This window comes from Streptomyces scabiei 87.22 (assembly GCF_000091305.1).
Taxonomy (GTDB): Bacteria; Actinomycetota; Actinomycetes; order Streptomycetales; family Streptomycetaceae; genus Streptomyces; species Streptomyces scabiei.
The window spans coordinates 5,219,611-5,245,011 of sequence record NC_013929.1 but is presented as its reverse complement, the minus strand read 5'-3'; the positions used below and the strand labels follow the sequence as shown (position 1 = coordinate 5,245,011).

Annotated in this window: 17 protein-coding genes and 1 pseudogene; 15 read left to right on the top strand and 3 right to left on the bottom strand. The window is 72.1% G+C overall.

The window, feature by feature from the left end:
• Positions 1–37: 37 nt before the first annotated feature.
• Entirely contained in the window at positions 38–1,519 is a 1,482-nt protein-coding gene (locus SCAB_RS22210; protein WP_086022960.1) for an aminopeptidase P family protein, read from the top strand.
• Between the two features lie 239 nt (positions 1,520–1,758).
• Here SCAB_RS22210 and SCAB_RS22205 read toward each other — a convergent pair whose 3' ends face one another.
• Entirely contained in the window at positions 1,759–2,592 is an 834-nt protein-coding gene (locus SCAB_RS22205) for a triphosphoribosyl-dephospho-CoA synthase (protein ID WP_013002320.1), read from the bottom strand.
• Positions 2,593–2,600: 8 nt separating this feature from the next.
• Complete coding sequence (locus tag SCAB_RS22200) at positions 2,601–3,530, bottom strand: intradiol ring-cleavage dioxygenase (protein ID WP_046773580.1); 930 nt, start codon at positions 3,528–3,530, stop codon at positions 2,601–2,603.
• A 381-nt stretch (positions 3,531–3,911) separates the two neighbouring features.
• Here SCAB_RS22200 and fxsA point away from each other — a divergent pair, with 381 nt between their 5' ends.
• From fxsA to fxsT, 4 genes are all read left to right on the top strand, one after another.
• Positions 3,912–4,109 carry an FxSxx-COOH cyclophane-containing RiPP peptide gene (fxsA, locus tag SCAB_RS22195; protein ID WP_013002318.1) on the top strand — a complete coding sequence of 66 codons (198 nt, stop codon included), beginning with the start codon at positions 3,912–3,914 and terminating at the stop codon, positions 4,107–4,109.
• A 34-nt stretch (positions 4,110–4,143) separates the two neighbouring features.
• Entirely contained in the window at positions 4,144–6,537 is a 2,394-nt protein-coding gene (locus SCAB_RS22190; RefSeq protein ID WP_173402896.1) for an FxsB family cyclophane-forming radical SAM/SPASM peptide maturase, read from the top strand.
• Positions 6,538–6,697: 160 nt separating this feature from the next.
• On the top strand, positions 6,698–7,936 hold the full coding sequence (gene fsxC, locus SCAB_RS22185; RefSeq protein ID WP_013002316.1) for an FxsC protein: 1,239 nt from the start codon (positions 6,698–6,700) through the stop codon (positions 7,934–7,936).
• A gap of 109 nt (positions 7,937–8,045) precedes the next feature.
• A complete protein-coding gene (fxsT, locus tag SCAB_RS22180; protein WP_013002315.1) occupies positions 8,046–12,053 on the top strand; it encodes an FxSxx-COOH system tetratricopeptide repeat protein in 4,008 nt (1,335 codons plus the stop codon).
• A gap of 23 nt (positions 12,054–12,076) precedes the next feature.
• Here the strand turns inward: fxsT and SCAB_RS22175 are convergent, their stop codons facing one another.
• A complete protein-coding gene (locus tag SCAB_RS22175; RefSeq protein WP_013002314.1) occupies positions 12,077–12,529 on the bottom strand; it encodes an ATP-binding protein in 453 nt (150 codons plus the stop codon).
• Positions 12,530–13,228: 699 nt separating this feature from the next.
• Here SCAB_RS22175 and SCAB_RS45155 point away from each other — a divergent pair.
• The 10 genes and pseudogenes from SCAB_RS45155 (at position 13,229) to SCAB_RS22120 (ending at position 24,981) form a co-directional block, all read left to right on the top strand.
• Positions 13,229–14,064 (top strand): annotated as a pseudogene (locus SCAB_RS45155) (IS5 family transposase).
• A gap of 548 nt (positions 14,065–14,612) precedes the next feature.
• A complete protein-coding gene (locus SCAB_RS22160; protein WP_231885108.1) occupies positions 14,613–15,428 on the top strand; it encodes a hypothetical protein in 816 nt (271 codons plus the stop codon).
• A gap of 160 nt (positions 15,429–15,588) precedes the next feature.
• On the top strand, positions 15,589–16,332 hold the full coding sequence (locus SCAB_RS22155) for a YcnI family copper-binding membrane protein (protein WP_013002312.1): 744 nt from the start codon (positions 15,589–15,591) through the stop codon (positions 16,330–16,332).
• Positions 16,333–16,417: 85 nt separating this feature from the next.
• Positions 16,418–17,089, top strand: a complete 672-nt coding sequence (locus tag SCAB_RS22150) for an SCO family protein (RefSeq protein ID WP_013002311.1) — start codon at positions 16,418–16,420, stop codon at positions 17,087–17,089.
• Entirely contained in the window at positions 17,086–17,547 is a 462-nt protein-coding gene (locus SCAB_RS22145) for a copper chaperone PCu(A)C (RefSeq protein ID WP_013002310.1), read from the top strand. The genes SCAB_RS22150 and SCAB_RS22145 overlap by 4 nt, the downstream gene beginning before the upstream one ends.
• Positions 17,548–17,560: 13 nt before the next feature.
• On the top strand, positions 17,561–19,564 hold the full coding sequence (locus tag SCAB_RS22140; protein WP_013002309.1) for a copper resistance CopC/CopD family protein: 2,004 nt from the start codon (positions 17,561–17,563) through the stop codon (positions 19,562–19,564).
• Between the two features lie 8 nt (positions 19,565–19,572).
• Positions 19,573–20,973: an iron uptake transporter deferrochelatase/peroxidase subunit gene (efeB, locus tag SCAB_RS22135; RefSeq protein WP_013002308.1), complete on the top strand. Its 1,401-nt coding sequence runs from the start codon at positions 19,573–19,575 to the stop codon at positions 20,971–20,973.
• Between the two features lie 194 nt (positions 20,974–21,167).
• Positions 21,168–22,103 carry a prephenate dehydratase gene (pheA, locus tag SCAB_RS22130; RefSeq protein WP_013002307.1) on the top strand — a complete coding sequence of 312 codons (936 nt, stop codon included), beginning with the start codon at positions 21,168–21,170 and terminating at the stop codon, positions 22,101–22,103.
• 704 nt (positions 22,104–22,807) lie between these two features.
• On the top strand, positions 22,808–24,085 hold the full coding sequence (gene serS / locus SCAB_RS22125) for a serine--tRNA ligase (protein ID WP_013002306.1): 1,278 nt from the start codon (positions 22,808–22,810) through the stop codon (positions 24,083–24,085).
• Positions 24,086–24,108: 23 nt separating this feature from the next.
• Positions 24,109–24,981 (top strand): HAD family hydrolase, encoded by an 873-nt coding sequence (locus tag SCAB_RS22120; protein WP_408054982.1) that lies wholly within the window; start codon positions 24,109–24,111, stop codon positions 24,979–24,981.
• Positions 24,982–25,401 lie beyond the last annotated feature (420 nt).

The window sequence follows — 25,401 nt, the reverse complement described above, 5'->3', positions numbered from 1 at the left end:
ATGGACGCGGTCCAGTGCCGTACCTAGGAGGATGACCGTGGCGGACGAGCTCGAGCCGGCGACCCCGGAGACCGAGGCGACCGAAGCCGAGGAGCCCATCAAGCAGCGCAAGAACGGCCTGTACCCGGGCGTGTCCGACGAGCTGGCCGAGAACATGAAGTCGGGCTGGGCCGACACCGAGCTGCACGGCCTGGAGCCGATCGCCCAGGCCGCGGAGACTGCCGCCCGCCGCGCCGCGCTCTCCGCGCGCTTCCCCGGCGACCGTCTGGTGATCCCGTCGGGCAACCTCAAGACCCGCTCGAACGACACCGAGTACCCCTTCCGGGCATCGGTCGAGTACGCCTACCTCACCGGCAACCAGACGGAGGACGGCGTCCTCGTGCTGGAGCCCACGGGCGCCGAGGGCCATGAGGCGACGATCTACCTCCTGCCCCGCTCCGACCGGGAGAACGGCGAGTTCTGGCTCTCCGGCCAGGGCGAGCTGTGGGTCGGGCGGCGGCACTCGCTGACCGAGTCGGCCGAGCTGTACGGCATCCCCGCGGGCGACGTGCGTGAACTCGCCGGCACGCTGCGCGAGGCCACCGGCCCGGTGCGGGTCGTCCGCGGGTACGACGCCGGCATCGAGGCGGCGCTCCACGACAAGGTCACCGCCGAGCGCGACGACGAGCTGCGGGTCTTCCTCTCCGAGGCCCGGCTGGTCAAGGACGCGTTCGAGATCGGCGAGCTGCAGAAGGCGGTCGACTCGACCGTGCGCGGCTTCGAGGACGTCGTCCGGGTGCTGGACAAGGCCGAGGCCACCTCGGAGCGGTACATCGAGGGCACCTTCTTCCTGCGCGCCCGCGTCGAGGGCAACGATGTCGGCTACGGCTCCATCTGCGCCGCCGGGCCGCACGCCACGACGCTGCACTGGGTCCGCAACGACGGCCCGGTGCGCTCCGGCGACCTGCTCCTCCTGGACGCGGGCGTCGAGACGCACACGTACTACACGGCCGACGTGACCCGGACCCTGCCGGTCAGCGGCACGTTCAGCGAGATCCAGAAGAAGATCTACGACGCCGTGTACGACGCACAGGAGGCCGGTATCGCCGCCGTGCGGCCGGGCGGCAAGTACCGCGACTTCCATGACGCCGCGCAGCACGTGCTGGCCGAGCGGCTGGTCGCGTGGGGGCTCGTCGAGGGGCCCGTGGAGCGGGTCCTGGAGCTGGGTCTCCAGCGCCGCTGGACCCTGCACGGCACGGGTCACATGCTCGGCATGGACGTCCACGACTGTGCCGCCGCGCGCGTCGAGTCCTATGTCGACGGGACGCTGGAGCCGGGGATGGTGCTCACGGTCGAGCCCGGCCTGTACTTCCAGGCGGACGACCTCACCGTGCCCGAGGAGTACCGGGGCATCGGCGTCCGGATCGAGGACGACATCCTGGTGACGGAGGAGGGCAACCGCAACCTCAGCGCCGGTCTGCCTCGCCGCTCCGCTGAGGTCGAACAGTGGATGGCCTCGCTGCGGGGTGCGCGGGACTGAACTGAGGGGGCGGGTGGTCGTCTCGTTTCGTCCGCGGGTGAGTGTGGGCTGCTCGCGCAGTTCCCCGCGCCCCTGAAAGGCCCAGGCCCCGCGGGCCCGGAAGACCAGCCCCCCGTGGCCCTGAAAGCCGGCCGGTGTCGGGCCTGAAAAGCAGTGGGCGCAGCCCCTGCTTTTCAGGGGCGCGGGGAACTGCGCGGCCCGCCCCCACCGACCCGCGGACAGAGGCGGGGACGAGGACCCTACGCGGTCACCCTCGCGGCAGCGACGGGCAGCGCGTCCACGAACAGTGCGCCCGCCAGCAGGGAGGCGCTGCCACGAGGGCTCCACCCCTGCTCCCGGAGGTCCGTGTCGAGCGTGGTGAGCGCATCCCGCCCCGCGGCCGTCGCCGTACCCCCCGCCTCGATCACCGCCCGCGCCCCGGCCTGCACCCGCCGCAGCCCGTGCGGCCCGGCGGTGTACAGCAGTTCGGTGTCCTGGAGCGTGGACATCACCGTGAGGAGCGCGTCGAGGCGGGCGTCCCCCTCCGGCGTTCCCGCGCGGCGGGCCGCGGCCAGGACGTCCGACGCCCGCCGCACATGGGGGAATCCGGCGCGGGCCTCGCCCCGGGCGCCGGGCGCGCCGTACTGGGCGGAGACCGAGGAGCCACGGGAGGGGCGCCGGGGCGCGCGCCGGTCGGGGTGCGCGGCGATCTGCTGGGCGGCGGCGGTGAGTTCACGCCCGCGCGCGCCCGGCTCCATGGCCGCCGCGGCGACCAGCAGCCCCAGCACCCAGGTGGCGCCGCGGTGCCCGCCGCCGGCGAGGCGTGTCGAGTGTTCGGTACCGCGTCCGATCGCACCGAGTTCGGCCCGGAGCCCCGGGGTCGGGGCACCGTTGCGGCGGGCACAGGCCGCCATTGCGGTGAGACCGGGCAGCAGCGCCTTCGCCGACCAGCGCAGGGCGCGATGGTCCTGGCGGGTCACGCGGACACCGAGGTCGCGCGCGTCGGGCAGACCGGGCTTGGGTGTCAGTTCCAGCTGCCGGGTGAGGGCGGCCACCGCGGCCCGGGCCAGCGTCTCGTCCTCGCGGCTGCTCACGCGCGTCCCTACGAGGCCGGCTCGGAGCCGGTGGCCCCGTCCGCCGGGGGCTCGCCGGACGGAGGCGCGCCCCCTTCGCCGCCCCCGGCACCGCCGCCGGCGCCGGTGTTCTCGGCGTCGGGGTCGATGCCGAGGGTGAGGAAGCCCTTGTAACCGCGGGCGGGGTTCGCCTTCTTCACCGCTTCGAGGGTGAGCAGGCCGCCGGCGGCGCCGCTTCCGTCGTAGACCATGTCGTCGTCGAGGGTGGTGTAGCTGCCGCTGTGCCGGGAGTACGGCTCCAGGGTGAAGACCTGCCGGGCGATCTCGTCGTCGAAGAAGAACTGGCCCGTGTGGTTGACCTTGCCGCCCTCGTAGGTGCCGTCCTCCTTCTCGCCGCCGGTGTGCACCTTCACATGGATGTGGCAGGTGCGCGGGGTGTACCAACCGGGGAAGATCGTCTCGAACTTGACGACCCCGTTCGCGTTGGCGATCTGATAGCCGCGCAGATACGTGGCGTCGTCGGCGGTCGAACCGTCCTCGCTCTCGGCCGGTGCCGAGCCTCCGGGATTCGCGGTGGTGTAGCCGGAGTAGTAGCCCCAGGCGTCGCAGTGCCAGATCTCCACGGCCGCGCCGGGGACCGGGGTGCAGCCGTCGGTGGCGTCCACCACCGTGAGGCGCAGCGTCAGGGGAACACCGCTCTTGCCTTCGGTGATGTCCTTGCGGACGAGGGCGCCGTCCAGGTAGTAGGGGCCCTCGGTGACGCTGGACATCAGCGTCATGCACGTACTGTCTGCGGCGGTCGTGGACGCCGTGGCGGTCGCTCCGGTGCCGCTCGTGTTCTCGTCCGCGAACGCCGAGCGGTAGCCGGTCGCCACCAGCCCTCCGGCGGCGACCGTGCCTCCGGTGACCGCGAGGGCGCGGCGCCGGGTGATCGTCCTGCGTGTGTGGTTTCCCGTCATGGCGGTGACGTTAGGGACGCGCCCCGTCAACGGGCTGAGGTCCGGCTGTGCGCGGGCTGAGAGTGCTCGGAGGCCCGTGGCGCGCCCCGGAACGAGACCGTCCGGCCGCCCCGCCCGCGCCGGATCCGGCGGATGAGACGGTTCTCACGTTTGCCGTCCCTCATACGGACGAGGCTTGTGTTGCCGTTCGAAGCACTCCTCGGCGTCGGCTATGTTCTGGTCGCGACCAGCAGCCGACCGGATATTCGGCGCCGCCGGTCCGACCGGACGCCAACTTCTTCTGCTGCCGACGTTCGAGTGAGAAATTCCTGTCGGCAACCGCTTCATCGAGCCGCAAGACCGCAACCCGTCGGTTTCCACGCACAGATTGATGAGGTCTTCATGAACGCATCCCTCGACCCCACGGCCGAAGAGTCGGGATCCACGGCCGCCGTCGGTCCGGAGCGGGTGTCCTTGGTGCAGTTGGCGGCGCGGAGCAAGGGCGCGCAGTCGCCCGCTCTGACCCGTGCCGTGTCGAACGGCGTCGAACGGACAGGTCCGGGACGGGTCGCGGTGGCGGCCTTCCAGTCCTCCGTCTGACACCGCCCGTACCGGCCGCACCCCTGTGACCGTCATGGACCGACCGCCCCTGCCTCTGCGCCAGTTCGTGCTGAAGATGCACAGTCGCTGCGATCTCGCGTGCGACCACTGCTACGTCTACGAGCACGCGGACCAGAGCTGGCGCGGTCGGCCCCGGGTGACGTCGGGCCGCGTCCTGCGCGCCACGGCGGAACGCGTCGCCGAGCACGCGAAGACCCATGGGCTCACCGCCGTCCACGTCGTACTGCACGGCGGCGAACCCCTCCTCGCGGGGCGCGCCCGGCTGCGCGCGGCCGCCACGGAACTGCGCGCCGCGCTCGACGGTGTGTGCGCACTGGATCTGCGGATCCACACCAACGCCGTCACGCTCGACGAGCGGTTCCTGGAGCTGTTCGACGAGTTCGGCATCAAGGTCGGCGTCTCGCTGGACGGCGACCGGGCCGCGAACGACCTGCACCGGCGCTACGCCGACGGCCGCAGCAGCCACGACCGGGTCCTCCGGGCCGTCGAACTCCTCGGCCGGCCCCGCCACCGGCACCTCTTCGCCGGCATCCTCTGCACCGTCGACCTGCGCAACGACCCGGTCGCCGTCCACGACGCGCTCGCCGAACTCGCCCCGCCCCGCGTCGACTTCCTGCTCCCGCACGCCACCTGGGAGGACCCTCCGCCGCGGCCCGCGGACGACGTCGACGGAACCGCGTACGCGCGCTGGCTGCTGGCCGTCCACGACCGCTGGACCGCGACCGGACGGACCATGGAGGTCCGGGTCTTCGACTCGGTCCTGCGGACCCTGCGCGGCGGGAGCAGCCTCACCGAGTCGCTGGGCCTGGACCCGGCCGACCTCGCCGTGATCGAGACCGACGGGACCTTCGAACAGGCCGACTCCCTGAAGACCGCCCACGACGGGGCCCCCGCGACCGGCCTGGACGTGTTCTCCCACACCCTGGACGAGGTCGCCGCGCATCCCGGGATCGTGGCCCGGCAGCAGGGCCTCGACGGGCTGGCGGAGCAATGCCGTTCCTGCCCGGTGGTGCGCTCGTGCGGCGGCGGCCTCTACGCCCATCGCTACCGGGCCGACGGCAGCGGGTTCCGCAACCCCTCCGTGTACTGCTCCGACCTGCTGTCCCTCATCACCGACCTCCGGGACCGTCACATGAGCGACCAGTGCGCACCACCCGTGCTCGGCGAGGCCGTCCTGGACGAGCTGGCCGCGGGCGGCGGCACGGACACGACCGTGGACCTGCTGGCCCGTCACCAGCTGGCCCTGGGCCGCGAACTGCTGGGCCGCGTACGGCACGCGTCGGCACACGCACCGGCGGCCGAGGACACCGAGGGCGCGGAGGAGGCGTGGGACACCCTGGCCGCCCTCGACGGCGAAGCACCCGAGGCCGTGGACACGGTCCTCGCCCACCCCTACGTACGGCCCTGGGCGCTCGGCTCCCTCGGCGCCGGTCCGGAGCCGGCCGCGACGGCCGTCCGCGGCATCGCGGAGATCGCCGCCGCCGCGGCGGTGCGCGCCGGGCGTCCGGCGGCGGTCGTCGTCCCGGTCCGCGACGGGCTGCTGCGGCTGCCCTCGCTCGGGACGCTGACGGTGGAACCGGGCGCCGGGAGTGCCGTGGTGCGCACGGACGCCGACGGCTTCACGGTCCACGCGGCCGGGCGGACGTACACCGTGGCCGGCAACGGGCCGGAGGAACCGGCCTGGCAGGGGAGCCGGCGGTTCGAGCTGGACGGCTGGTCGGTGGCCCTGGAGGACACCGACCCCTGGCGGGCCTGCCACGGGCATCCGGCGCACCCCCGGCTCGGCGAGGGGGAGGCCGAGGCGTGGCGGGACGGCCTGGCCCGGGCCTGGGCCTGGATCCGCCGCGAACTGCCCCTCTACGCACCGGGGATCGCCGCCGGGCTCCGAGTGGTCACCCCGCTGATGCCCTCCTCCGGGGGCGCCGACCTCAGCTCGGCGGCCCGCGACGCCTTCGGGGCCGTGGCCATCGCGCGGCCCGCCGCGCCGGAGACCCTGGCGCTGCTCCTCGTCCACGAGTTCCAGCATGTGAAGCTGGGCGCGGTCCTGGACCTGACGGATCTGTACGACCCGGCGTGCGAGGAGTTGTTCTACGCGCCCTGGCGCCCCGACCCGCGCCCCTTGGAGGGGCTGCTGCAGGGGACGTACGCCCATCTCGCCGTGGTCGACTTCTGGCTGGCCCGGTGGCGGAGCGGAGCCGGGCGCCCGGCCGAGACCCGGTTCTCCCGGTGGCGGGACCAGACGGCGGAGGCGGTGGACACCCTCGCGGCGTCGGGGGCGCTGACGAGGACCGGGGAACGGTTCGTCGCGGGGCTGGGTCGGGCGCTGGCGGAGGACGAGGTGAGCGCGGACGCGCGGCGTGCGGCCCGGCGGGTGGCGCAGGAGCACCGGCGGACCGTTCTGCCGTAGGGGGGTGGAGTGTCTCCTGCTCCGACCGCGTGTTCGAGCATCCGTCAATTCCCGTCCAAGGTGGGGGCATTGGGCCCGTTCGGCATATTCCACGTGCCCCTGCCCGCTTCCTACACTGAGGAAAGTCACCGGGCATCGGGGGTCACGGGTGCGAGGAGATGTGGCAGGCGGCGGGGGAAGCCCGTATTTCTTCCTGAGTTACGCGCACACCCCGCGCAACGACGCCGGTGACACCGATCCGAACGTCTGGGTGAAGAAGCTGTACGACGGACTGTGCGCGCACATCATGCAGATGACCGATCTGCCGCGCGGCGCACGGGCCGGGTTCCTCGACCAGGGCATGGCGGTCGGCACCCGCTGGACGGACGAACTGTCGGAGAACCTCGCGCGCTGCAAGGTGTTCGTGCCGCTGTACTCGCCGCGCTACTTCATCAGCGAACAGTGCGGGCGGGAGTGGTGGGCCTTCTCCCAGCGCCAGATCAGTCACCGGGCACGCGGCGGGGCCGCCCGGGAGCACGCGATCATCCCCGCGTTATGGGTGCCCGTGGAACCCGTGCAACTGCCGTACGCGGCCAGGGACCTGCAGTTCAACCACGTGTCCTTCGGCCAGGACTACGCGGAGGAGGGGTTCTACGGGCTGACCAAACTCCGGTACCTGCGGGACGAGTACGAGCGGGCCCTGTACCGGCTGGCCAAGCAGATCGTGCACGTGGCCCGGGTGACCGAGCTGGACGAGGGGCGGACGTACGACGAGTACGAGTCGCTGCCCAGCGCCTTCGGCGCCTTGGGCCACCCCCCGGAGTTCGACATCACGGTCCTGGCGTGCACCCGCTCCGACCTGCCCCCGGGCCGTGAACCCGACTGCTACGGCCCGCTGCCGCGCGACTGGAACCCGTACCACCCGGCATCGGCCAGGCCGCTCGGCGAACACGCCGCCGACCTGGTGCGCACCATGGACTACAAGGTCAACATCGGGGACTTCGAGAAGGACGCCGACCGGCTGCTCGGACCCGGCCCGCCCCGGGCCCCCGGACTGCTGCTGCTCGACCGGTGGGCGCTGGGCTCCGCCAGGGGCCGGGAGTTGCTGGAACGGCTGTGCGAGGAACAGCGGCCGTGGATCAGCGTGATGATCCCCAGGTGCGAGGACGACGCCGGTCCGGCCCGGGAGAAGAGACTGACGGCGCTCACCGAGCGGGCCCTGGCCGCCCGTATGACGGAGGGCAGCGGGCACCGCACCCTCAACGGCGGCATCCGCACCCTGGACGCCTTCGGCAACGAACTGCAGACGGCCGTGAAGCAGGCCGTCGCCTCCTACGAGGCGCACGCGCGGACCTATCCGCCGGCGGGACCCCGCATGGCACCCCCGCGGCTGCGGGGCCCGGGGGACCTGTGCGGCTAGCGCGGCCGGTGTCACGGGGACGCACGGAAACACGGGAGCACGGGAGCACGGGAGCACGGCAAAAGGCGGGTCGGACAGGGCGGGTCGGACAGGGCGGAGGACGGCGGCCATGACGGAGAACCGCAACGGCACGGTGATCACGTTCTACTCGTACAAGGGCGGCACCGGGCGGACGATGACGCTCGCGAACGTGGCGTGGATCCTGGCCGCCGGCGGACACCGCGTCCTGGCCGTCGACTGGGACCTGGAGGCCCCCGGCCTGCACAAGTTCTTCCACCCCTTCCTGAACCCCGCGATGCTCCGGGCGACCCCCGGGCTGAGCAATCTCATCGGCGACTACCGCCGCGAGGCGCTGCGCGACCTGCCCGGCCGCGCCCCGGACTGGCACCGTCGGTACGCCCGCGTCCGCCCGCACGCCCTGACCCTCGACTGGTCGTTCCCCGACGGCGGCAGCCTGGACTTCCTGTCCGCCGGCCGCCGCCACGACGACTACCCGATGATCGGCAACATGGACTGGGACCTCTTCTACGCCAGTTACGGCGGGGGCCGGTTCTTCGAGGCGATGCGCGCGGACATGCGGCGCCACTACGACTACACGCTGATCGACAGCCGTACCGGTCTCAGCGACCTCGCCGACGTCTGCACCGTGCAGATGCCCAACACCCTGGTCGTCTGCTACACCCTCAGCGGCCAGAGCATCGAGGGCGCCGCGGCCGTCGCGCAGAGCGTCAGGGAGCGGTTCGGCCACAAGGGCATCCGCATCATGCCCCTCGCCATGCGCATCGACCTCGGCGAGAAGGACAAGCTCGACGCGGGACGCGCCCTGGCCCGGGAGCGCTTCGCCGGACTGCCGGCCGGCCTGGACGGCGAGCGGCTCACCGACTACTGGTCGTCGATGGAGGTCCTCTACCAGCCGTACTACGCCTACGAGGAGATCCTCGCGGCCTTCGGCGACCCGCCGAAGACGGCCAACTCCATGCTGAGCGCCTGCGAACGGGTCACCGCCGTCGTCTCCGAGGGCAGGGTCACCCGGCTGCCCGTGATCGGCGAGGAGAAACGGGCCCGGTACAAGGCCGCGTACACCCGCAGGCGGCCGCTGCCCGTCTCCCGGCTGGTGCTATACCACGTCTCCGAGGACCGGATGTGGGTGGACTGGCTGGAGTCGGTGCTGCGCGGCGCGGGCTTCGAGGTGGTGCCGACGGACGTCCGGGAGCTGACGCAGCACGCCGACGGGCTGCCCGGCGGCGACGGCCGCCCCGGCAACGGCTCCGGCGCCGAGGAGACGGACACCGACGACGACTCCGAACGGCTGCTCGCCGTGGTCTCCCCCGCGTTCCTCAACTCCCGGCGGGCCCGCCGGGCCTGGGACGGCGCCGTGCGCGCCGGGGGGCGCAAACCCCGGAACCGGCCGGTGGCGGTGCGCGTCGACGACGTCCGGCTCAGCCTGCCGCACTCCGGCCGGGGCGCCATCGACCTGACCCGGCTGGACGAGGAGCGGGCGTACACCACGCTGCTGGCCGGCCTCGACCACCCGGACATCCGGCCCGCGCCGCCCGGCGGCACCGCGCGCTTCCCCCGCACCGGCACCCGGATCTCCAACGTCCAGCCCCGCTACCCGTGGTTCACCGGCCGCTCGCCGATCCTGGACCGGCTGCGGGAGCGCCTGGTCAGCGGCCGCTCCGGACAGCGGCTGCCGCAGGTGCTGCACGGCCTGGGCGGGGTGGGCAAGTCACAGCTGGCCCGGGAGTACGCGCACCGGTTCAAGGCGGACTACGACCTCGTGTGGTGGATCGACGCCGAGCAGCCGGACCTGGTCCTGCCGAAGGTGGCCGCGCTCGCCCAGGAGCTGGACCTGCCCGTCGGCGACGACGTCGCCGAGGCGGCCGAGGCGGCCATGGCGGCGCTGCGGCAGGGGGACCCGTGCGAGCGCTGGCTGCTGATCTTCGACAACGTCCCCGACCTGGACAAGGCGCTGCACCTCTTCCCGGAACGCTCCGCGCCGCTGCCCGGCCATGTCTACGGCCACGTCCTGGTCACCACCCGCGCCCGGCCCGCCTCGACCGCGGTCCAGTCCCTGGAGATGGAGGTCTTCACCCGCGAGGAGAGCGTGGAGCACCTGTGCCGCCGGGTGCCGGGACTGCGTGAGGGCGACGCGGACCGGGTCGCGGACGCGCTGGGCGACCTGCCGCTCGCGGTGGAGGTCGCGGCGGCCTGGCTGGAGACGACGGCCACCCCGGTGGAGGAGTACATCGAGCAGCTGAGGGAGCAGTCGACGCGGGTGCTGTCCGTGCAGGAGGCCGTGGACGCGGTCGAGTACCCGTCCTCCGTGGGCGCCACCTGGAACATCTCCATCGCCCGGCTGCGCGAGGAGTCACCGGCCGCCGCCCGGCTCCTCGAACTGTGCGCCTTCTTCGCCGCCGAGCCCATCTCGATGTCCCTGATCAGCAGCGACGCGATGATCGACGCGCTTCTCCCGTACGACCGTGACCTGCGGGCGCGTTACATGCTCGGCCGGGTCACCCAGGCCCTGAACCGCCTCGCGCTCGCCAAGGTCGACTCGGCCGACAACTCGATCCAGGTGCACCGGCTGGTGCAGGCGGCGGTGCGCGACAGCCTGGACGAGCAGCGGCACCTGGAGACCATGCACCAGGTGCACCGCATCCTCGCCGCCGCGCGGCCCAGCGAGGGCGCCGTGGACGATCCGGCGCAGTGGCCCGGTCTGGAGGTGATCTGGCCCCACCTGACCCCGTCGAACATCCGTTCCTGCACCCAGGACGAACCCCGCCAGCTGATGGTGGACCGCGTCCGCTACCTGAACAGGCGGGGAGAACTGCAGGCCGCGCGGACCCAGGCCATCCAGCTGCACGAGCTGTGGACCGACGCGTTCGGGGACCGGGACGACGAGCAGATCCTCAACCTGCGGTTCCAGCTCGCGAACGTGCTGCGGGCCCAGGGCGACTACCAGGCCGCCGTCGCCATGGACGAGAGCACCAGGGACGGCAGGCGGAGGCTGTTCGGCGAGGCCCATCCGACCGTCCTCATCGCCTCCGGCAGCGTCGCCGCCGACTACCGGGCGCTGGGCCGCTTCAAGGAGGCCCTGGAGCTGGACACCCGGATCCACCAGGGCTTCGCGGCCGTCTTCGGCGAGGACCATCCGCGGACCCTGTCCGCCGCCAACAACCTCGCCATCGACTTCCGGCTGGCCGGCGACAGCGAGGCCGCCCGCCGGCTCGACGAGGACACGGTCCGCCGCCGCACCGCGCTGCTGGGCCCCACGCACCCGTACACCCTCGCCACCAAGGGGCTCCACGCACGCGATCTGCGCGACCTCGGCGACTACCGGACCTCAGCCGAGTTCCTGCGCGAGGTCCGCGAGGGGTTCGAACAAGTGTTCAATCCGGGGGTGCCGGAGGTCCTCCAGGCCGACAAGAGCCTCGCCGTCTCCCTGCGCAAGGCGGGCCGCACCGCCGAGGCGCTGCGGATCACGGAGGAGACCTGGAAGACGTACGCCCGCTACCACGACCGCTACGGCAGCACGATCCCCGAGGTCCTCGCCTGCGGGCTCAACCTCGCCGCGGACTACTACGCCACGGACGCCGAGGACGGTCCCGCGCGGGCGGTCCGGCAGGTCGAGGAGGTGCTCGGCGGATACCGGGACTCGTTCGGCGCCGAGCACCCGTTCACCATGTACTGCTTCAACAACCTCGCCATGTACCACCGGGCCCTCGGCAACACGGAGACGGCCGAGGAGCTGAGCCGCCACGCCCGCGACTGTCTGGCCGCCACCCTCGGGGACGACCACCCGTCCGTCCTGTCCGCCGGCCTCAACCTGGCCAACACCTACGGGGACCGCGGGCTGCACGACCGGGCCGAGCACTGGGAGCGCCGGGCCGTGGACGGACTGCGCCGACGGTTCGGCCCGGACCATCCCGATGTGCTGGTCGGCATGGGCAACCTGGCGGTCACCCTCCGGGAGACCGGCAGCGAGGAGGCCGTACAGCTTCAGGAGAGGGCGGTGGCCCGGCTGACCCATCTGCTGGGCCGAGCCCATCCGGTCACCACGCTGGTCCGGTCCTGGCAGCGCGTCGGACGGGACCTGGAGCCGCACCAGATCTGACGGCCGCGGGGAGTGCGTGTGCGCTACACCGCCACCAGCGGGGCGTCCTCGCGCCACTTCAGGATCTTGTCGAAGCTGACGACCGCGCCGCCGTGATCCGGTTTGTTGCCGATGTGGACGTGGTCGGCCAGTTCGCGGATGAGACACAGTCCGCGGCCGTTCTCGGCGTCGGCGTGCGCCTGGACCGGGCGGACCGGCGGGCGGTGCGGGAAGCCGGGGCCGGAGTCCGCGACCTCGATACGGCACTTCTCGCCGTCGAGGTAGGCGGTGACCCGGTACGCCTCGGTGGAGGCGCCGGCCGAGAGCCCGCCGCCGTGCTCGACGGCGTTGGCGCAGGCCTCGCTGAGGGCGACGGAGAGGTCGTAGGAGACGTCCGGGTCGACACCCGCCGTCTCCATCGTGCCGATCAGCAGCCGCCGGGCGAGCGGCACGCTCGCAGCCTCACGCCGCAGATGGAGTGACCACCAGATGCTCATGCTCCAGCCTCCCGGCCGCGGCTCGACATACCGTTACGTATTGCCGCCGAGAGCACCGCGCAATCGCCCGGACGCGGTCTGTCCGCCCATACGGCGGATGCGCACCTCGCACATCCGGTGTATGCGGACGAATCCCTTCCGAATCACCTGCCACTCCGCACACACCAGGCCATGGCTCGGCGTGTACGGAGTGCTTGGTGCTCTGGTGCCGGGAGCCCTTGGATCTCTGGTGCCGGGAGCCCTTGGTGCTCTGGTGGCGGGAGCCCTTGGTGCTCTGGTGGCGGGAGCCCTTGGATCTCCGGCGCCGGGAAGATCGGCTCTCTGGTGCCGGGAGGCTTGGATCGCGGCCGCCAAGGAGGCTCGGTTCTCCGGGGCCGGGCCGGGGCACTTGGCGCCGACGCGGGAAGGCTTGGTGCTCGGGCGCCGGGAGACTTGGTACTCCGGCGCCGGGAGGCTTGAATTGCGGCCGCCAAGGAGGCTTGGTTCTCCGGGGCCGGGCCGGGAGCTTGGCGCTCGGGCGCCGGGAGCTTGGTACTCCGGCGCCGGAGACTTGGCACGTGGACGCCGGGAGGCTGGGCACTCCGGTGCCGAAAGGTTGAGCGCCGGAGGCTTGGTGCTGGTGCCGGGGAGCTTGGCCCTCGGACGCCGGAGGCTAAGAGGTCCTAACAGAAGTTGTTGATCAAGTGACTTTCGGCTTGGGTGGTCGTTGGTCTGGCCGTGGGGAAACGTCAGTCGCGGCCGTGGATCGTGTCGGACGAACTGTGGTCGCTCATCGAGCCGTTACTGCCCGAGCCGGGGCCGAAGCTGGTGGCGGGCCGGCCGCGGGTGCCGGACCGACAGGCCCTGTGCGGGATCCTGTTTGTGCTGCACACGGGCATCCAGTGGGAGTACCTGCCCCAGGAGCTGGGCTTCGGCTCGGGCATGACCTGCTGGCGGCGCCTGGCCGCCTGGAACGAGGCCGGTGTGTGGGAGAAGCTGCACGTGGTGCTGCTGAAGAAGCTGCGGTCGGCGAAGCAGCTGGACTGGTCGAGGGCGGTGATCGACTCCTCCCACGTGCGGGCGGCCCGACGGGGCCCAAAAGCGGTCCCAGCCCGGTCGACCGCGCACGGCCGGGCAGCAAGCACCACGTCCTTGTCGACGGGCAGGGCATCCCGCTCGCGGTGTCGCTGACCGGCGGCAATCGCAATGACGTCACTCAGCTGATCCCGCTGCTGGACAAGATTCCACCCGTGGCCGGCACGGTCGGGCGGCCGCGGAGACGGCCGGACATGCTCTTCGCGGACCGCGGCTACGACCATGACAAGTACCGGCGACTGTTGCGGAAACGCGGCATCCGGCCCGCGATCGCCGAACGGGGCCAGCCACACGGCTCCGGCCTGGGCATCTTCCGCTGGGTCGTCGAGCGCACCCTCTCCTGGCTCCACGGCTTCCGCCGCCTGCGCATCCGCTGGGAACGACGCGACGACATCCATGAAGCCTTCCTCGGCCTCGCCACCTGTCTCATCACCCACCGACACGTCCAACGCCTTTGTTAGGACCTCTAAGTGCTCTGGTGCCGGGAGGCTGGGCACTCCGATGCCGGGAGCTTGGTACTCGGACGCCGGAGGCTTGGCGCTCGGGCGCCGGGAGGCCTTGGCTCTCCGGCGCGGGGACCGTGGCGCTCGGGCGCCGGGAGGCCTTGGCTCTCCGCTGCCGGAAGGCTTGGCATGTCAGGGGCACGGAGGCGGCACTGTCCCAGGGACGCGAGCCCTGCCGTGGCCGCCGGGCACCTTCCAAGGCCACCGGACAACCCAACCCCCCAGGGGCGCGGGGAACTGCGCGACCAGCCCCACCCGACCCGCACCCGCCGACCACCCGCCCGCCGCCCCCCTCACGCAGCGCGCCCGACCACCGACCAACCGAGCCCGCCCGACCGCCGAGCAACCCCCACACACCAGCCCGCCCGACCGCCGACCAACCCCACACCCAACCCGCCCCACCACCGACCACGCCCCCACATGAACACCGCCCCCCTCACCCCCGTACCTCCCGCCATGAACCCGCCGAACCCAGCGGAGCGCCCCGGTGCGATGATGGGCCCGCCATGACTGCCCCCCGCCCCCAGCGGCCGACCACGCCGCGCCCCGCGCGCGCCGGAGGTGACCTCCGGGTCCTTCGGGCCGCGGTGTTCGCCGCGGTCTGTGTCGCGCTGGCCGCGGCCGGCCACGCGCTCGCCTCGTGCGCGGCGATCCCGCTGTGGACCCTGGGCGTGGGTTTCGTCGGCGTCTTCTCCGTCGCGGCCGCCCTGGCCGGACGGGAACGCTCCCTGCCGGGCATCGCGGCGACGCTGGCGGTGGGCCAGACCCTGCTGCACAGTCTGTTCGGACTGGGCCAGCACGGCCCGGCCGCCGCCTCACGCACCGCGGAGGCCATGGACGCTGCCCTCGTGGAGCGCGCCGCCCGCTTCGTGTGCGGCACGACCGCGGCGGCCCTGAGCCCCGCCCAGGCACAGCGGATCCTGGTCGACGCCGGAGTCGGCGGCGCGCACGCGGGGCACATGCCCGCGGACACCATGACGACCGCGACCGGCTCCTCCGCCACCCTGCTGCCGTCGCTGCCCATGATGCTCGGCCACGCGCTCGCGGCGGTCGCCGCCGGCTGGCTGCTCCGCCACGGCGACCTGGCGCTGCTGCGCCTGGCCCGCCTGTCGGCCCAGGAGCCGCTCGTACGGTCCCTGCGCGGCGCGCTCGCGCTGGCGCGGGTCCTGCGGGCCGGGCTGCCGAGTGCCCCCGAGGCCGCTCCCCGCGCCCCGCGCGCCGGGTTCGTGGCGCCCGCGACCCTGCGGACGACCGCCCTCCAGCACACGCTCGTCCGGCGCGGCCCCCCGCCCGCTGCACCCTCCTGCGCCCTCGCCGCCTGACCCGACGCCCGCTCACTCCACACCGGAGAGGGAGTCCGTCGTACGGCGTCGACGCACGCGCGCATCCGCCACGGCCCCGGGCTCGGTCCCGGCCGCCGTCCACGGCACGCGCACCCCTCGTCCTCTCCTCTTCCTCACTCACTGTGGAGTGTCACCAGTCATGAAGGCTTCTCGTGTCGCCGCCGTCGGCGCCCTCGCCGGTTCCGCCGTCCTGCTCCTGTCCGGCCCCGCGTTCGCGCACGTCAGCGTCGCGGCGGAAGGCACCGCGGCCAAGGGCGGATACGCGACCGTCAACTTCAAGGTCCCCAACGAGCGCGACGACGCCACGACCACCAAGCTCGAGGTGAACTTCCCGACCGACCACCCGCTCGCCTCGGCCCAGCCGGAGGCCATCCCGGGCTGGAAGATCAAGGTCACCAAGGCCAAGCTCGACAAGCCCCTCGAACTGCACGGCGAACAGATCGACGAGGCCGTCTCCAAGATCACGTGGACCGCCGACGGAGCCGGCATCAAGGCCGGCTTCTTCCAGAAGTTCCCGGTCTCCATCGGCCAGCTCCCCGAGAACACCGACGAACTGGTCTTCAAGGCGATCCAGACGTACTCCAACAAGGAGGTCGTCCGCTGGATCGAGGTGCCCAAGGACGGCGAGGAGGAGCCCGACAACCCGGCGCCCGTGCTCGCGCTGTCGGCCGCCACCGGAGACCACCACGGCTCGTCCGCCTCCACCGCCTCCGACGAGTCCGAGGACGCCGACGACGCCAAGGCCGCGTCCAAGGAGACCGCCGCCGAGCCCGCCGCCACGAACGACACCACTGCCCGTGTCCTCGGCGTCGTCGGCATCGTCGTCGGCGCCGCGGGTGTCGCCTACGGCGTCCTGGCCGGCCGCCGGCGCACGAACGCCTGAGTCTCCGGCTCCCCGGCCCTTCCCCCCCGGCGCGCACGGGCACGTCCCCGTGCGCGCCGGGGCTCGAACCGACTGGACATCCTCCATGCGCACGAACACGAAGAAGAAGGGGTTCGCGGCCGGCGCCCTCCTGGTCGCGGCCGTCCTCGGCCTCTCGGCCTGCGGCACGGGCGGCGCCTCCACGACCTCGGTCGCCGAGGTCTCCGACACCGGCCCCCAGAGGCACTCCACGGTCCTCGACCAGCCGTTCACCAAGCCGGACCTGCTCCTCACCGACACCCACGGCAAGCCGTACGACCTCCGTAAGGAGACCGCGGGCAAGCCGACACTGATCTACTTCGGGTACACCAACTGCCCCGACGTCTGCCCGCTGACCATGAACAACCTGGCGGTCGCGAAGAAGGAGGTGGCGAAGAAGGTCTCGAAGTCCGAGCTGGCGAACCTCCGGCTGGTCTTCGTCACCACCGACCCCGAACGGGACACCCCGGCGGAACTCGGCAAGTGGCTCAAGGGCATCGACCCCGAGATCGTCGGCCTGACCGGCGACTTCGACGACATCCAGCAGGGCGCCCTCCGCCTCGGCATCTCGATCAACCCGCCCACCAAGAAGAACGGCAAGATCGTCTCCGAGCACGGCACCCAGGTCATCGCGTTCTCGCCGAAGACCGACGCGGGCTACGTGCTGTACGACGAGGACGCCACCGTGCAGGACTACGAGAAGGACCTGCCGAAGCTGCTCAAGGGCGAGAACCCGTGAGGCCACGGCTCGCCGGCCCCGTCCTGGTCACCACCGCCGCACTCGTCCTCGCCGGGTGCGGTTCCGACGGCGACTCCACCGCCGCCGCGAGGCTGTCCGTGAAGTCCGCCTACATGCCTCAGCCCGTCACGGACTCCCTGGCCGCCGGCTATCTCGTCATCGAGAACGACGGCGGCAAGGCGGACGAGCTGACCTCCGTCACCAGCGACATCGCCCGCGACGTCACCGTGCACGAGACCACCGGGCAGTCGATGCAGGAGGTCACGGGCCTGAAGGTCCCCGCCGAGGGCGAACTCGTGCTCAAGAGCGGCGGAAACCATCTGATGTTCGAGAACCTGAAGCGCAAGCCGAAGGAGGGCGAGACGGTGTCCCTGCGGTTGCACTTCACCAAGTCCAAGGCCATCACGGTCGAGATGCCCGTGAAGTCGGCGACGTACCAGCCGACCAGCGGGCGCTGAGGGAGGGAGCACGGTGAGCCGGTTGAGGCCGTTGCTGTTGCTGTTGTTCGCCGCTGTCGGGGTGCTGCTCGCCGGCGCCGTGCCCGTCTCCGCGCACGCCGCGCTGACCGGCAGCGACCCTCAGCAGGGGTCGGTGGTCCAGGACGCGCCCGACCAGGTGTCGCTCACCTTCTCCGAGCAGGTCGCGATGTCCGACGGCGCGGTGCGCGTGTACGACCCCAAGGGCAAGGAGGCCGACACCGGCAAGGTCACCGAACTGGGCGGCAACAGCTACTCGGTCGGTCTGCACTCGGGCCTGCCGAACGGCACCTTCACCGTCACCTACCAGGTCGTCTCGGCGGACAGCCACCCCGTCTCCGGAGCCTTCACCTTCTCCGTGGGGGCACCCTCCAAGACGACGGTCGCGGTACCCGAGCAGCAGGCCGGCGGCGGGGTCGTCGGCGGTCTGTACGGGTTCGCGCGCTACCTGTCGTACGCCGGTTTCATCGTGCTGGTCGGCGGGGCGGCCTTCGTGCTGGCCTGCTGGCAGCGCGGTGCCGGCGTACGGCCCGTGCAGCGGCTCGTGGTCACCGGCTGGCTCACCCTGACCACCGCCACCCTCGCCATGCTGATGCTGCGCGGCTCGTACACCGGCTCCGGCAAGCCGGGCGACGTCTTCGACCTCGGCCTCCTGAGCCAGGTACTCCAGACGAAGACGGGCGCCGCCCTCGTCTCCCGCCTGCTGCTGCTCGCCGCGGCGGCCCTGTTCATCGCGGTGCTGTTCGGCGCGTACGCACGACGGGACGAGGAGGCCGAGCAGGTCGAAGAGGGCGAGCAGGTCGAAGAGGGCGAGGCCGAAGGCGGGGACGACGGCGAGGACGAAGGTGCCGACGAGGGCTCCTTCCGGCGGGACCTCACCCTCGGGCTGGCCATCGGCGGAGGCGTGGTCTCCACCGGTCTCGCCGCGAGCTGGGCGATGGCCGAGCATGCATCGACGGGCATCCAGACCGGCATCTCAATGCCCGTCGACATCCTGCACCTGCTGGCGGTCGCCGCCTGGCTGGGCGGTCTGGCGACCCTGCTCGTGGCACTTTTCCGGGCACCGGCGGACGCGCAGATCGAGACCGAGGCCGTACGACGGTTCTCACGGGTCGCCTTCGCGAGCGTGCTCGTCCTGACCGCGACCGGCGTCTACCAGTCGTGGCGCCAGGTCGGCACCTGGTCCGCGCTGACTGGCACCTCGTACGGGCAGTTGCTGCTCGTGAAGATCGGCCTGGTCGCCGTGCTGGTCGGGATCGCGTGGATCTCCCGCCGGTGGACCGCACAGCTGGCGGAAGCACCGGAGGCGGCGGAGACGGATGCCTCCGAGGCCGCCGTGGCGATGCGCGCCGCCGATGGATCCGCGGGGAGCACCGGCGGTGGTTCCGGAGAAGCCGCCGACGAGGGGTCGGACGAGGGGCCCGAGCGGGCCGCCCAGCTCGCCCGGCAGCGGGCGGCGGTGGCGAGCACGCGCGAGAAGCGCCTGCGGAACGCCGATCCCGGCCGCAGGGGGCTGCGCCGGTCGGTACTGGCGGAGGCGGGCGTCGCCGTCGTCCTGCTCGCCGTCACGACGGCGCTGACCGCCGCGGAACCCGGCCGCACCGTGGAGGAGGCCAAGGCGGCCAACGCCGCCGTGCGGCAGGAGAACGAGACGTCGGGAGCCCTGGCGCTGGACATGTCGTTCGACACGGGCGGCAAGAACGGCAAGGGAGTGGCCCGGCTGCAGATCGACCCCGCACGCGTGGGCGCCAACGAGATGCACGTCTACGTCCAGGGCCCGGACGGCACACCCTTCGACGTCCCGGAAGTGAAGGTGGCCTTCACCCTGAAGGCCAAGGAGATCGGCCCCCTGCCCGTCGTCCCCGAGCGCGTCACCACCGGTCACTGGACGGCGAACGGCGTGCAGATCCCCATGGCGGGCGACTGGAACATCGAGATCACCGTACGGACATCTGAGATCGACCAGGTGACCGTCAGCAAGAACGCGAAGATCGGCTGAAACACACCATGGCTGACCAGGACCTTGTCGAAGGCGACGCCGTCACGCCGGACGGCGGGCGCGGCGGTGACGGGAGTACGGCCCGGGCCGGCGCCGGTGACGGCACCGGCACCGGGCACGTGGCCGGTGCCGGGCGCGCGGCCGGCGGCGCCATCTCGCGTCGACTGCTGCTGGGTACCGCCGGCGCGACCGGACTCGCGCTGGGCACGGCAGGCGGCGCCGCCGGCTATGCGGCCGGGTCCTCCTCGTCCTCCTCAGCCCCGGGCGAGAAGGTCACGCCGCTCTCCTCCCTCGGCGCGGGGGAGGAGAGGTTTCACGTGAAACATCAGCCGGGGATCACCACGCCCCTTCAGGCCCGTGGCCACCTCATCGCGTTCGACCTGACCGCCGGGGCGGGGCGCAAGGAGGCGGCCGCTCTGCTGCGCCGCTGGTCGGACACGGCCCGGCGGCTGATGGCGGGCAAGCCCGCGGCGCAGGACGACACCGATATCGCCCGTGACGCGGGACCGTCGTCGCTGACGGTCACCTTCGGGTTCGGCCACAGCTTCTTCGCCCGTACCGGTCTGGAGAAGCAACGCCCGGAGTCCCTGGACCCGCTGCCCGACTTCTCCTCGGACCAGCTCGACAAGGCACGCAGCAACGGCGACCTGTGGGTACAGATCGGGGCCGACGACGCACTCGTCGCCTTCCACGCCCTGCGCGCGATCCAGAAGGACGCGGGCGGCGCGGCCCGGGTGCGCTGGCAGATGAACGGCTTCAACCGTTCGCCGGGCGCCACGGCCCACCCCATGACGGCACGCAACCTGATGGGCCAGATCGACGGCACCCGCAACCCGAAGCCGGCCGAGTCCGACTTCGACGAGCGGATCTTCGTGCCCGCGTCCGCCTCCCCGTCCACCTCCGGCGATCCGGCGTGGATGGCGAACGGCTCCTACGCCGTCGTACGCCGTATCCGCATGCTCCTCGACGACTGGGAACAGCTCTCGGTCAAGGCGCAGGAGGAGGTCATCGGGCGGCGCAAGTCCGACGGCGCACCCCTGAGCGGCGGTGAGAAGGCGACCGAGACGACTGCGATGGACCTGGAGAAGACCGACGCCCAGGGCAATCTGCTCGTGCCGATCAACGCGCACGCCCGCATCAGCCGCCCCGACCAGAACGGCGGCGCGGCCATGCTCCGCCGCCCGTTCTCCTTCCACGACGGCATCGACGCGAAGGGTGTCCCCGACGCCGGCCTTCTCTTCGTCTGCTGGCAGGCGGATCCCCTCCGCGGCTTCGTCACCGTCCAGCGCAAACTCGACCGCGGCGACGCCCTCTCGAAGTTCATCCGCCACGAGTCGAGCGGCCTCTTCGCGGTGCCGGGCGGCGCTGCGGAGGGGGAGTACGTGGGGCAGCGACTGCTGGAGGGCTGATCCGGCCGGTGGGTGGTGTCGCGGCCGAAGGCTGGTGGCCCGGCCGGTGGGCGCGATCGGCCTGACCCGGCGGCTGGGGGCCCGACGACGGCCCCAGCAGGCGTACGGGTGTCTCCCCGAGCCCCGCGTCGCCCGCAGGGGTGGTGGGACGGCATGCGTGCGCCGGGCCCCGCGAGGCCCATTAGGGTGAGCCCATGCCAGCCAGCTACGTCTACCTCGGCCCCGAGGGCACCTTCACCGAGGTCGCCCTGCGCACGCTGCCGGAGGCCGCGACCCGCGAGCTCGTCCCGATGGTGTCCGTCCCAGCGGCGCTCGACGCCGTCCGCAACGGCGAGGCCGAGGCAGCGTTCGTCCCGATCGAGAACTCCGTCGAGGGCGGCATCACCACCACCCTCGACGAGCTGGTCGCCGGCGCTCCGCTGATGATCTACCGCGAGGTGCTCCTCTCGATCACGTTCGCCCTGCTGGTCCGGCCGGGCACCAAGCTGTCGGAGATCAAGACCGTCACCGCGCATCCGGCCGCCCAGCCGCAGGTCCGCAACTGGATGAAGGCCAACCTCTCCCCGGACGTCGTCTGGGAATCCGCCGCCTCGAACGCCGACGGCGCCCGCCTCGTCCAGGAGGGCCGTTACGACGCCGCCTTCGCCGGCGAGTTCGCGGCCGCGCGGTACGGCCTGGAGGCGCTGCAGACCGAGATCCACGACGCGGAGAACGCCCAGACCCGGTTCGTCCTGGTCGGCCGCCCCGCCCGGCCCGCCGCACCGACGGGCTCCGACAAGACGTCCGTCGTCATCTGGCAGCGCGACGACCACCCCGGCGGGCTGCGCGACCTCCTCGGTGAGTTCGCCGTCCGCGGCGTCAACCTCATGCTGCTGCAGTCCCGCCCCACCGGCGAGGGCATCGGCAACTACTGCTTCGCCATCGACGCCGAGGGCCACATCTCCGACCGCCGGGTGGCCGAGGCCCTGATGGGGCTCAAGCGGATCTGCCTCCAGGTCCGCTTCCTCGGTTCGTACCCGCGCGCGGACGCCGCGACCGCGAAGATCCGCCCCACGCTGCCGGGCACCTCGGAAGCCGAGTTCGTGGCGGCGGCGGACTGGGTGGCGCGCTGCCAGGACGGCCGGTTCTAGCGGCGGGCATCGGACGCCCCGACCGTCACCTTCCCCCTCACCCCCACCGACGGCGACCGCGAACGCGACGGCAGATCCAGGGGCAGCCTCTTCCCGGGGCGATACCTTGCGCGTGGGTCGGCCGCCGGTCCTACCTGCCTATTTTCTTCGTCCACAGAAGTTATCCACAGGGCGGCTTCTCGACCTGGGGACAAGTCGACAACACATCGCCACACAGTCGACAAATCCCCTTGATGGCATGTGGTGCGTCCACAACCGCGTGGGTCACCCTTCGCCCATGCGTTTCCCCCCGTCAATCCTTTAGGGCGACCCATTTACCCGCGAATCCACTCGAAAGTGGGCGTGAAGGCGGTTTGAGCCGGGAATCCTCAAGTCGGCCCCCGATCCCCCTGACCGCCCGCCCCGTAGTCCACAGATCTTTCACACAGCCTGTGGATAACTCTGCGGCACGGCGTCCCGCTGTGGACGGCGCAGCCTCAAGTCCCCTTCGGAACAAGGGAGTCGAGTCAACCAGGCACCGCGACCGCCCCCTCTTTCAGGGGGCCGCGCTCCCCTCATTGACGTTCACCGTCCCCGGCACCCGGTTTCCCTCGACACCGGCTCCCCTCCGCTGCCTCCCTCGACATTCGACGCGAAAGCCCATAGAAGGGTCACGTGGTGAATTCGATTCGTGGGCCGGAACCACGCACCGGTAGCCTTGGAGGGTGATTGACCTTCGCCTGCTCCGTGAGGACCCCGACCGTGTGCGCGCGTCCCAGCGCGCCCGTGGAGAGGACGTCGCGCTCGTCGACTCCCTCCTGTCCGCCGACGAGCGGCGCAGGTCCTCCGGCGTCCGCTTCGACGAGCTCCGCGCCGAGCAGAAGTCGCTCGGCAAGCTGATCCCCAAGGCGTCCGCCGAGGAGAAGGCCGAGCTGCTCAAGCGCGCGGAACAACTCAAGGCCGACGTCAAGGCCGCCGACGCCGAGCGCGACGCGGCCGACACCGAGACCCAGGAGCTCCTCCTGCAACTCGGCAACCTCGTCCACCCCGACGTTCCCGTCGGCGGCGAGGAGGACTTCGTCACGCTGGAGACGCACGGCGAGATCCGTGACTTCACGGCCGAGGGCTTCGCGCCCAAGGACCACCTCGAACTCGGCACGATCCTCGGCGCCATCGACACCGAGCGCGGAGCCAAGGTCTCCGGCTCGCGCTTCTACTTCCTGACCGGCGTCGGGGCCCTCCTCGAACTCGCGCTGGTCAACGCGGCGATCGCCCAGGCCACCGCCGCCGGCTTCACCCCGATGCTGACCCCGGCGCTGGTCCGCCCGCAGTCGATGGCAGGCACCGGCTTCCTCGGCCAGGCCGCCCAGGACGTGTACCACCTCGACAGGGACGACCTCTACCTGGTCGGCACCTCCGAGGTCGCGCTGGCGGCGTACCACATGGACGAGATCATCGACGCCGACCGCCTCCCCCTGCGCTACGCCGGTTTCTCCCCCTGCTTCCGCCGCGAGGCCGGTTCGCACGGCAAGGACACCCGGGGCATCTTCCGCGTCCACCAGTTCGACAAGGTCGAGATGTTCTCGTACGTCGCGCCGGAGGACTCCCAGGCCGAGCACCAGCGTCTGCTGGACTGGGAGAAGCAGTGGCTGACGTCGCTGGAACTGCCCTTCCGCGTCATCGACGTCGCCTCCGCCGACCTGGGCTCCTCGGCCTCGCGCAAGTTCGACTGCGAGGCGTGGATCCCGACCCAGGGCAAGTACCGCGAGCTGACCTCGACCTCCGACTGCACCGAGTTCCAGTCGCGCCGTCTGCAGATCCGTGTCCGTGACGGCAAGCAGGTCAAGCCGCTGGCCACGCTCAACGGCACGCTCTGCGCCGTCCCGCGCACGATCGTGGCCATCCTGGAGAACCACCAGCAGGCCGACGGCTCCGTCCGCGTCCCCGAGGTCCTGCGTCCGTACCTGGGCGGCCGCGAGGTGCTGGAGCCGGTGGCCAAGTGAACGAGGCGGCTGCCGCCGGGGGTATCACGGACTCCGGGACGACCGCGGCGTCCGGAACGACCGAGGCGCCCGAGGTCCGCACACCTTCCGTGCGGCCCTCGGGCTTCCCGTACAAGCTGATCGCCACCGACCTCGACGGAACGCTCCTGCGCTCCGACGACTCCATCTCCCGACGCACCCGTGAGGCGCTCACCGCGGCCACCGACGCGGGCGCCGCCCACATCGTCGTGACGGGCTGGGCCGTCCCGTGGACCCGCCACGTCCTCGACGACCTCGGCTACACCGGCCTGGCCGTCTGCGGCCAGGGCGCCCAGGTCTACGACGCCGGAGAGCACCGACTGCTCACGGCCGTCACCCTGGACCGGCAGCTCGCGGCCGTGGCCCTCGCCAAGATCGAGGCGGCGGTCGGCCCTCTGCACCTGGCGGCCGGCCGGGCGGGACTGGAAGGCGAGGTACTCGTCGGGCCCGGTTACGCCCTGCACGGTTCCCTCCCCACCACCCCGCTCACGGACGTGTCCGACCTCTGGGCGGCCCCGCTGAACAAGATCTACATACAGCACCCCACCCTGACCACCGACGAGCTCGCCGAAGCCTCCCGCCAGGCCGCCGGCGGCTTCGTCACGGTCGCCATGGCCGGCGAGGGCATCCTCGAACTCCTCCCTCTCGGCCTCACCAAGGCCACCGGTCTCTCCCTCGCCGCCCGCCGCCTCGGCGCGAAGCGCACCGACACCATCGCCTTCGGCGACATGCCGAACGACATCCCCATGTTCACCTGGTCCGCCCACGGCGTGGCCATGGCCAACGCCCACGCCGATCTCAAGGCCGTCGCCGACGAGGTGACCGCGTCCAACGACGACGACGGCATCGCCGAGGTACTGGACCGACTGCTCGGCTAGCCACCGTGCCCCGCGGGAAACACCGCAGACGCGGGCCGGCAGCAAGGGCGTCACCGCCGTACAGGGGAACGGGGTGCGCTCGCCCTGAGAGTCACGAGCGCGCCGGCAGGTCGAAGGGCCACCGGCCGGCCGGTAGCCGCTGGAGCGCACACCGGGTGAGACCGCGCGGCAGCGGACGACGAAGCGAGCGCGTGCCGCGGGACGTGGCCGACACTTCCGGGGGCCGCATGTACACGGTGGCGGTGCGGGCCGGCCCTCCGGTCGGACGCGGTGGCGGTGGCTGGCGAGCCTTCCGGTCGGACGCGGCTGCCGGAGCCGGCAGTGTCTCTGCGCGGTGGCACCAGCGGGCTGCACCGGCGCGCTCCCTGCTGTGGCGCCACGAGCCCGCCCGCGCGCACCCTGGCCCCAGCTCGGTCGGAG

Excerpts from the sequence above, each read along its gene's own strand:
- efeB (WP_013002308.1), top strand. The coding sequence starts at position 19,573 with ATGGCTGACCAGGACCTTGTCGAAGGCGACGCCGTCACGCCGGACGGC.
- SCAB_RS22175 (WP_013002314.1), bottom strand. The coding sequence starts at position 12,529 with ATGAGCATCTGGTGGTCACTCCATCTGCGGCGTGAGGCTGCGAGCGTG.
- fxsA (WP_013002318.1), top strand. The coding sequence starts at position 3,912 with ATGAACGCATCCCTCGACCCCACGGCCGAAGAGTCGGGATCCACGGCC.
- SCAB_RS22200 (WP_046773580.1), bottom strand. The coding sequence starts at position 3,530 with ATGACGGGAAACCACACACGCAGGACGATCACCCGGCGCCGCGCCCTC.
- SCAB_RS22150 (WP_013002311.1), top strand. The coding sequence starts at position 16,418 with ATGCGCACGAACACGAAGAAGAAGGGGTTCGCGGCCGGCGCCCTCCTG.
- SCAB_RS22160 (WP_231885108.1), top strand. The coding sequence starts at position 14,613 with ATGACTGCCCCCCGCCCCCAGCGGCCGACCACGCCGCGCCCCGCGCGC.
- fxsT (WP_013002315.1), top strand. The coding sequence starts at position 8,046 with ATGACGGAGAACCGCAACGGCACGGTGATCACGTTCTACTCGTACAAG.
- SCAB_RS22155 (WP_013002312.1), top strand. The coding sequence starts at position 15,589 with ATGAAGGCTTCTCGTGTCGCCGCCGTCGGCGCCCTCGCCGGTTCCGCC.
- SCAB_RS22190 (WP_173402896.1), top strand. The coding sequence starts at position 4,144 with ATGGACCGACCGCCCCTGCCTCTGCGCCAGTTCGTGCTGAAGATGCAC.
- pheA (WP_013002307.1), top strand. The coding sequence starts at position 21,168 with ATGCCAGCCAGCTACGTCTACCTCGGCCCCGAGGGCACCTTCACCGAG.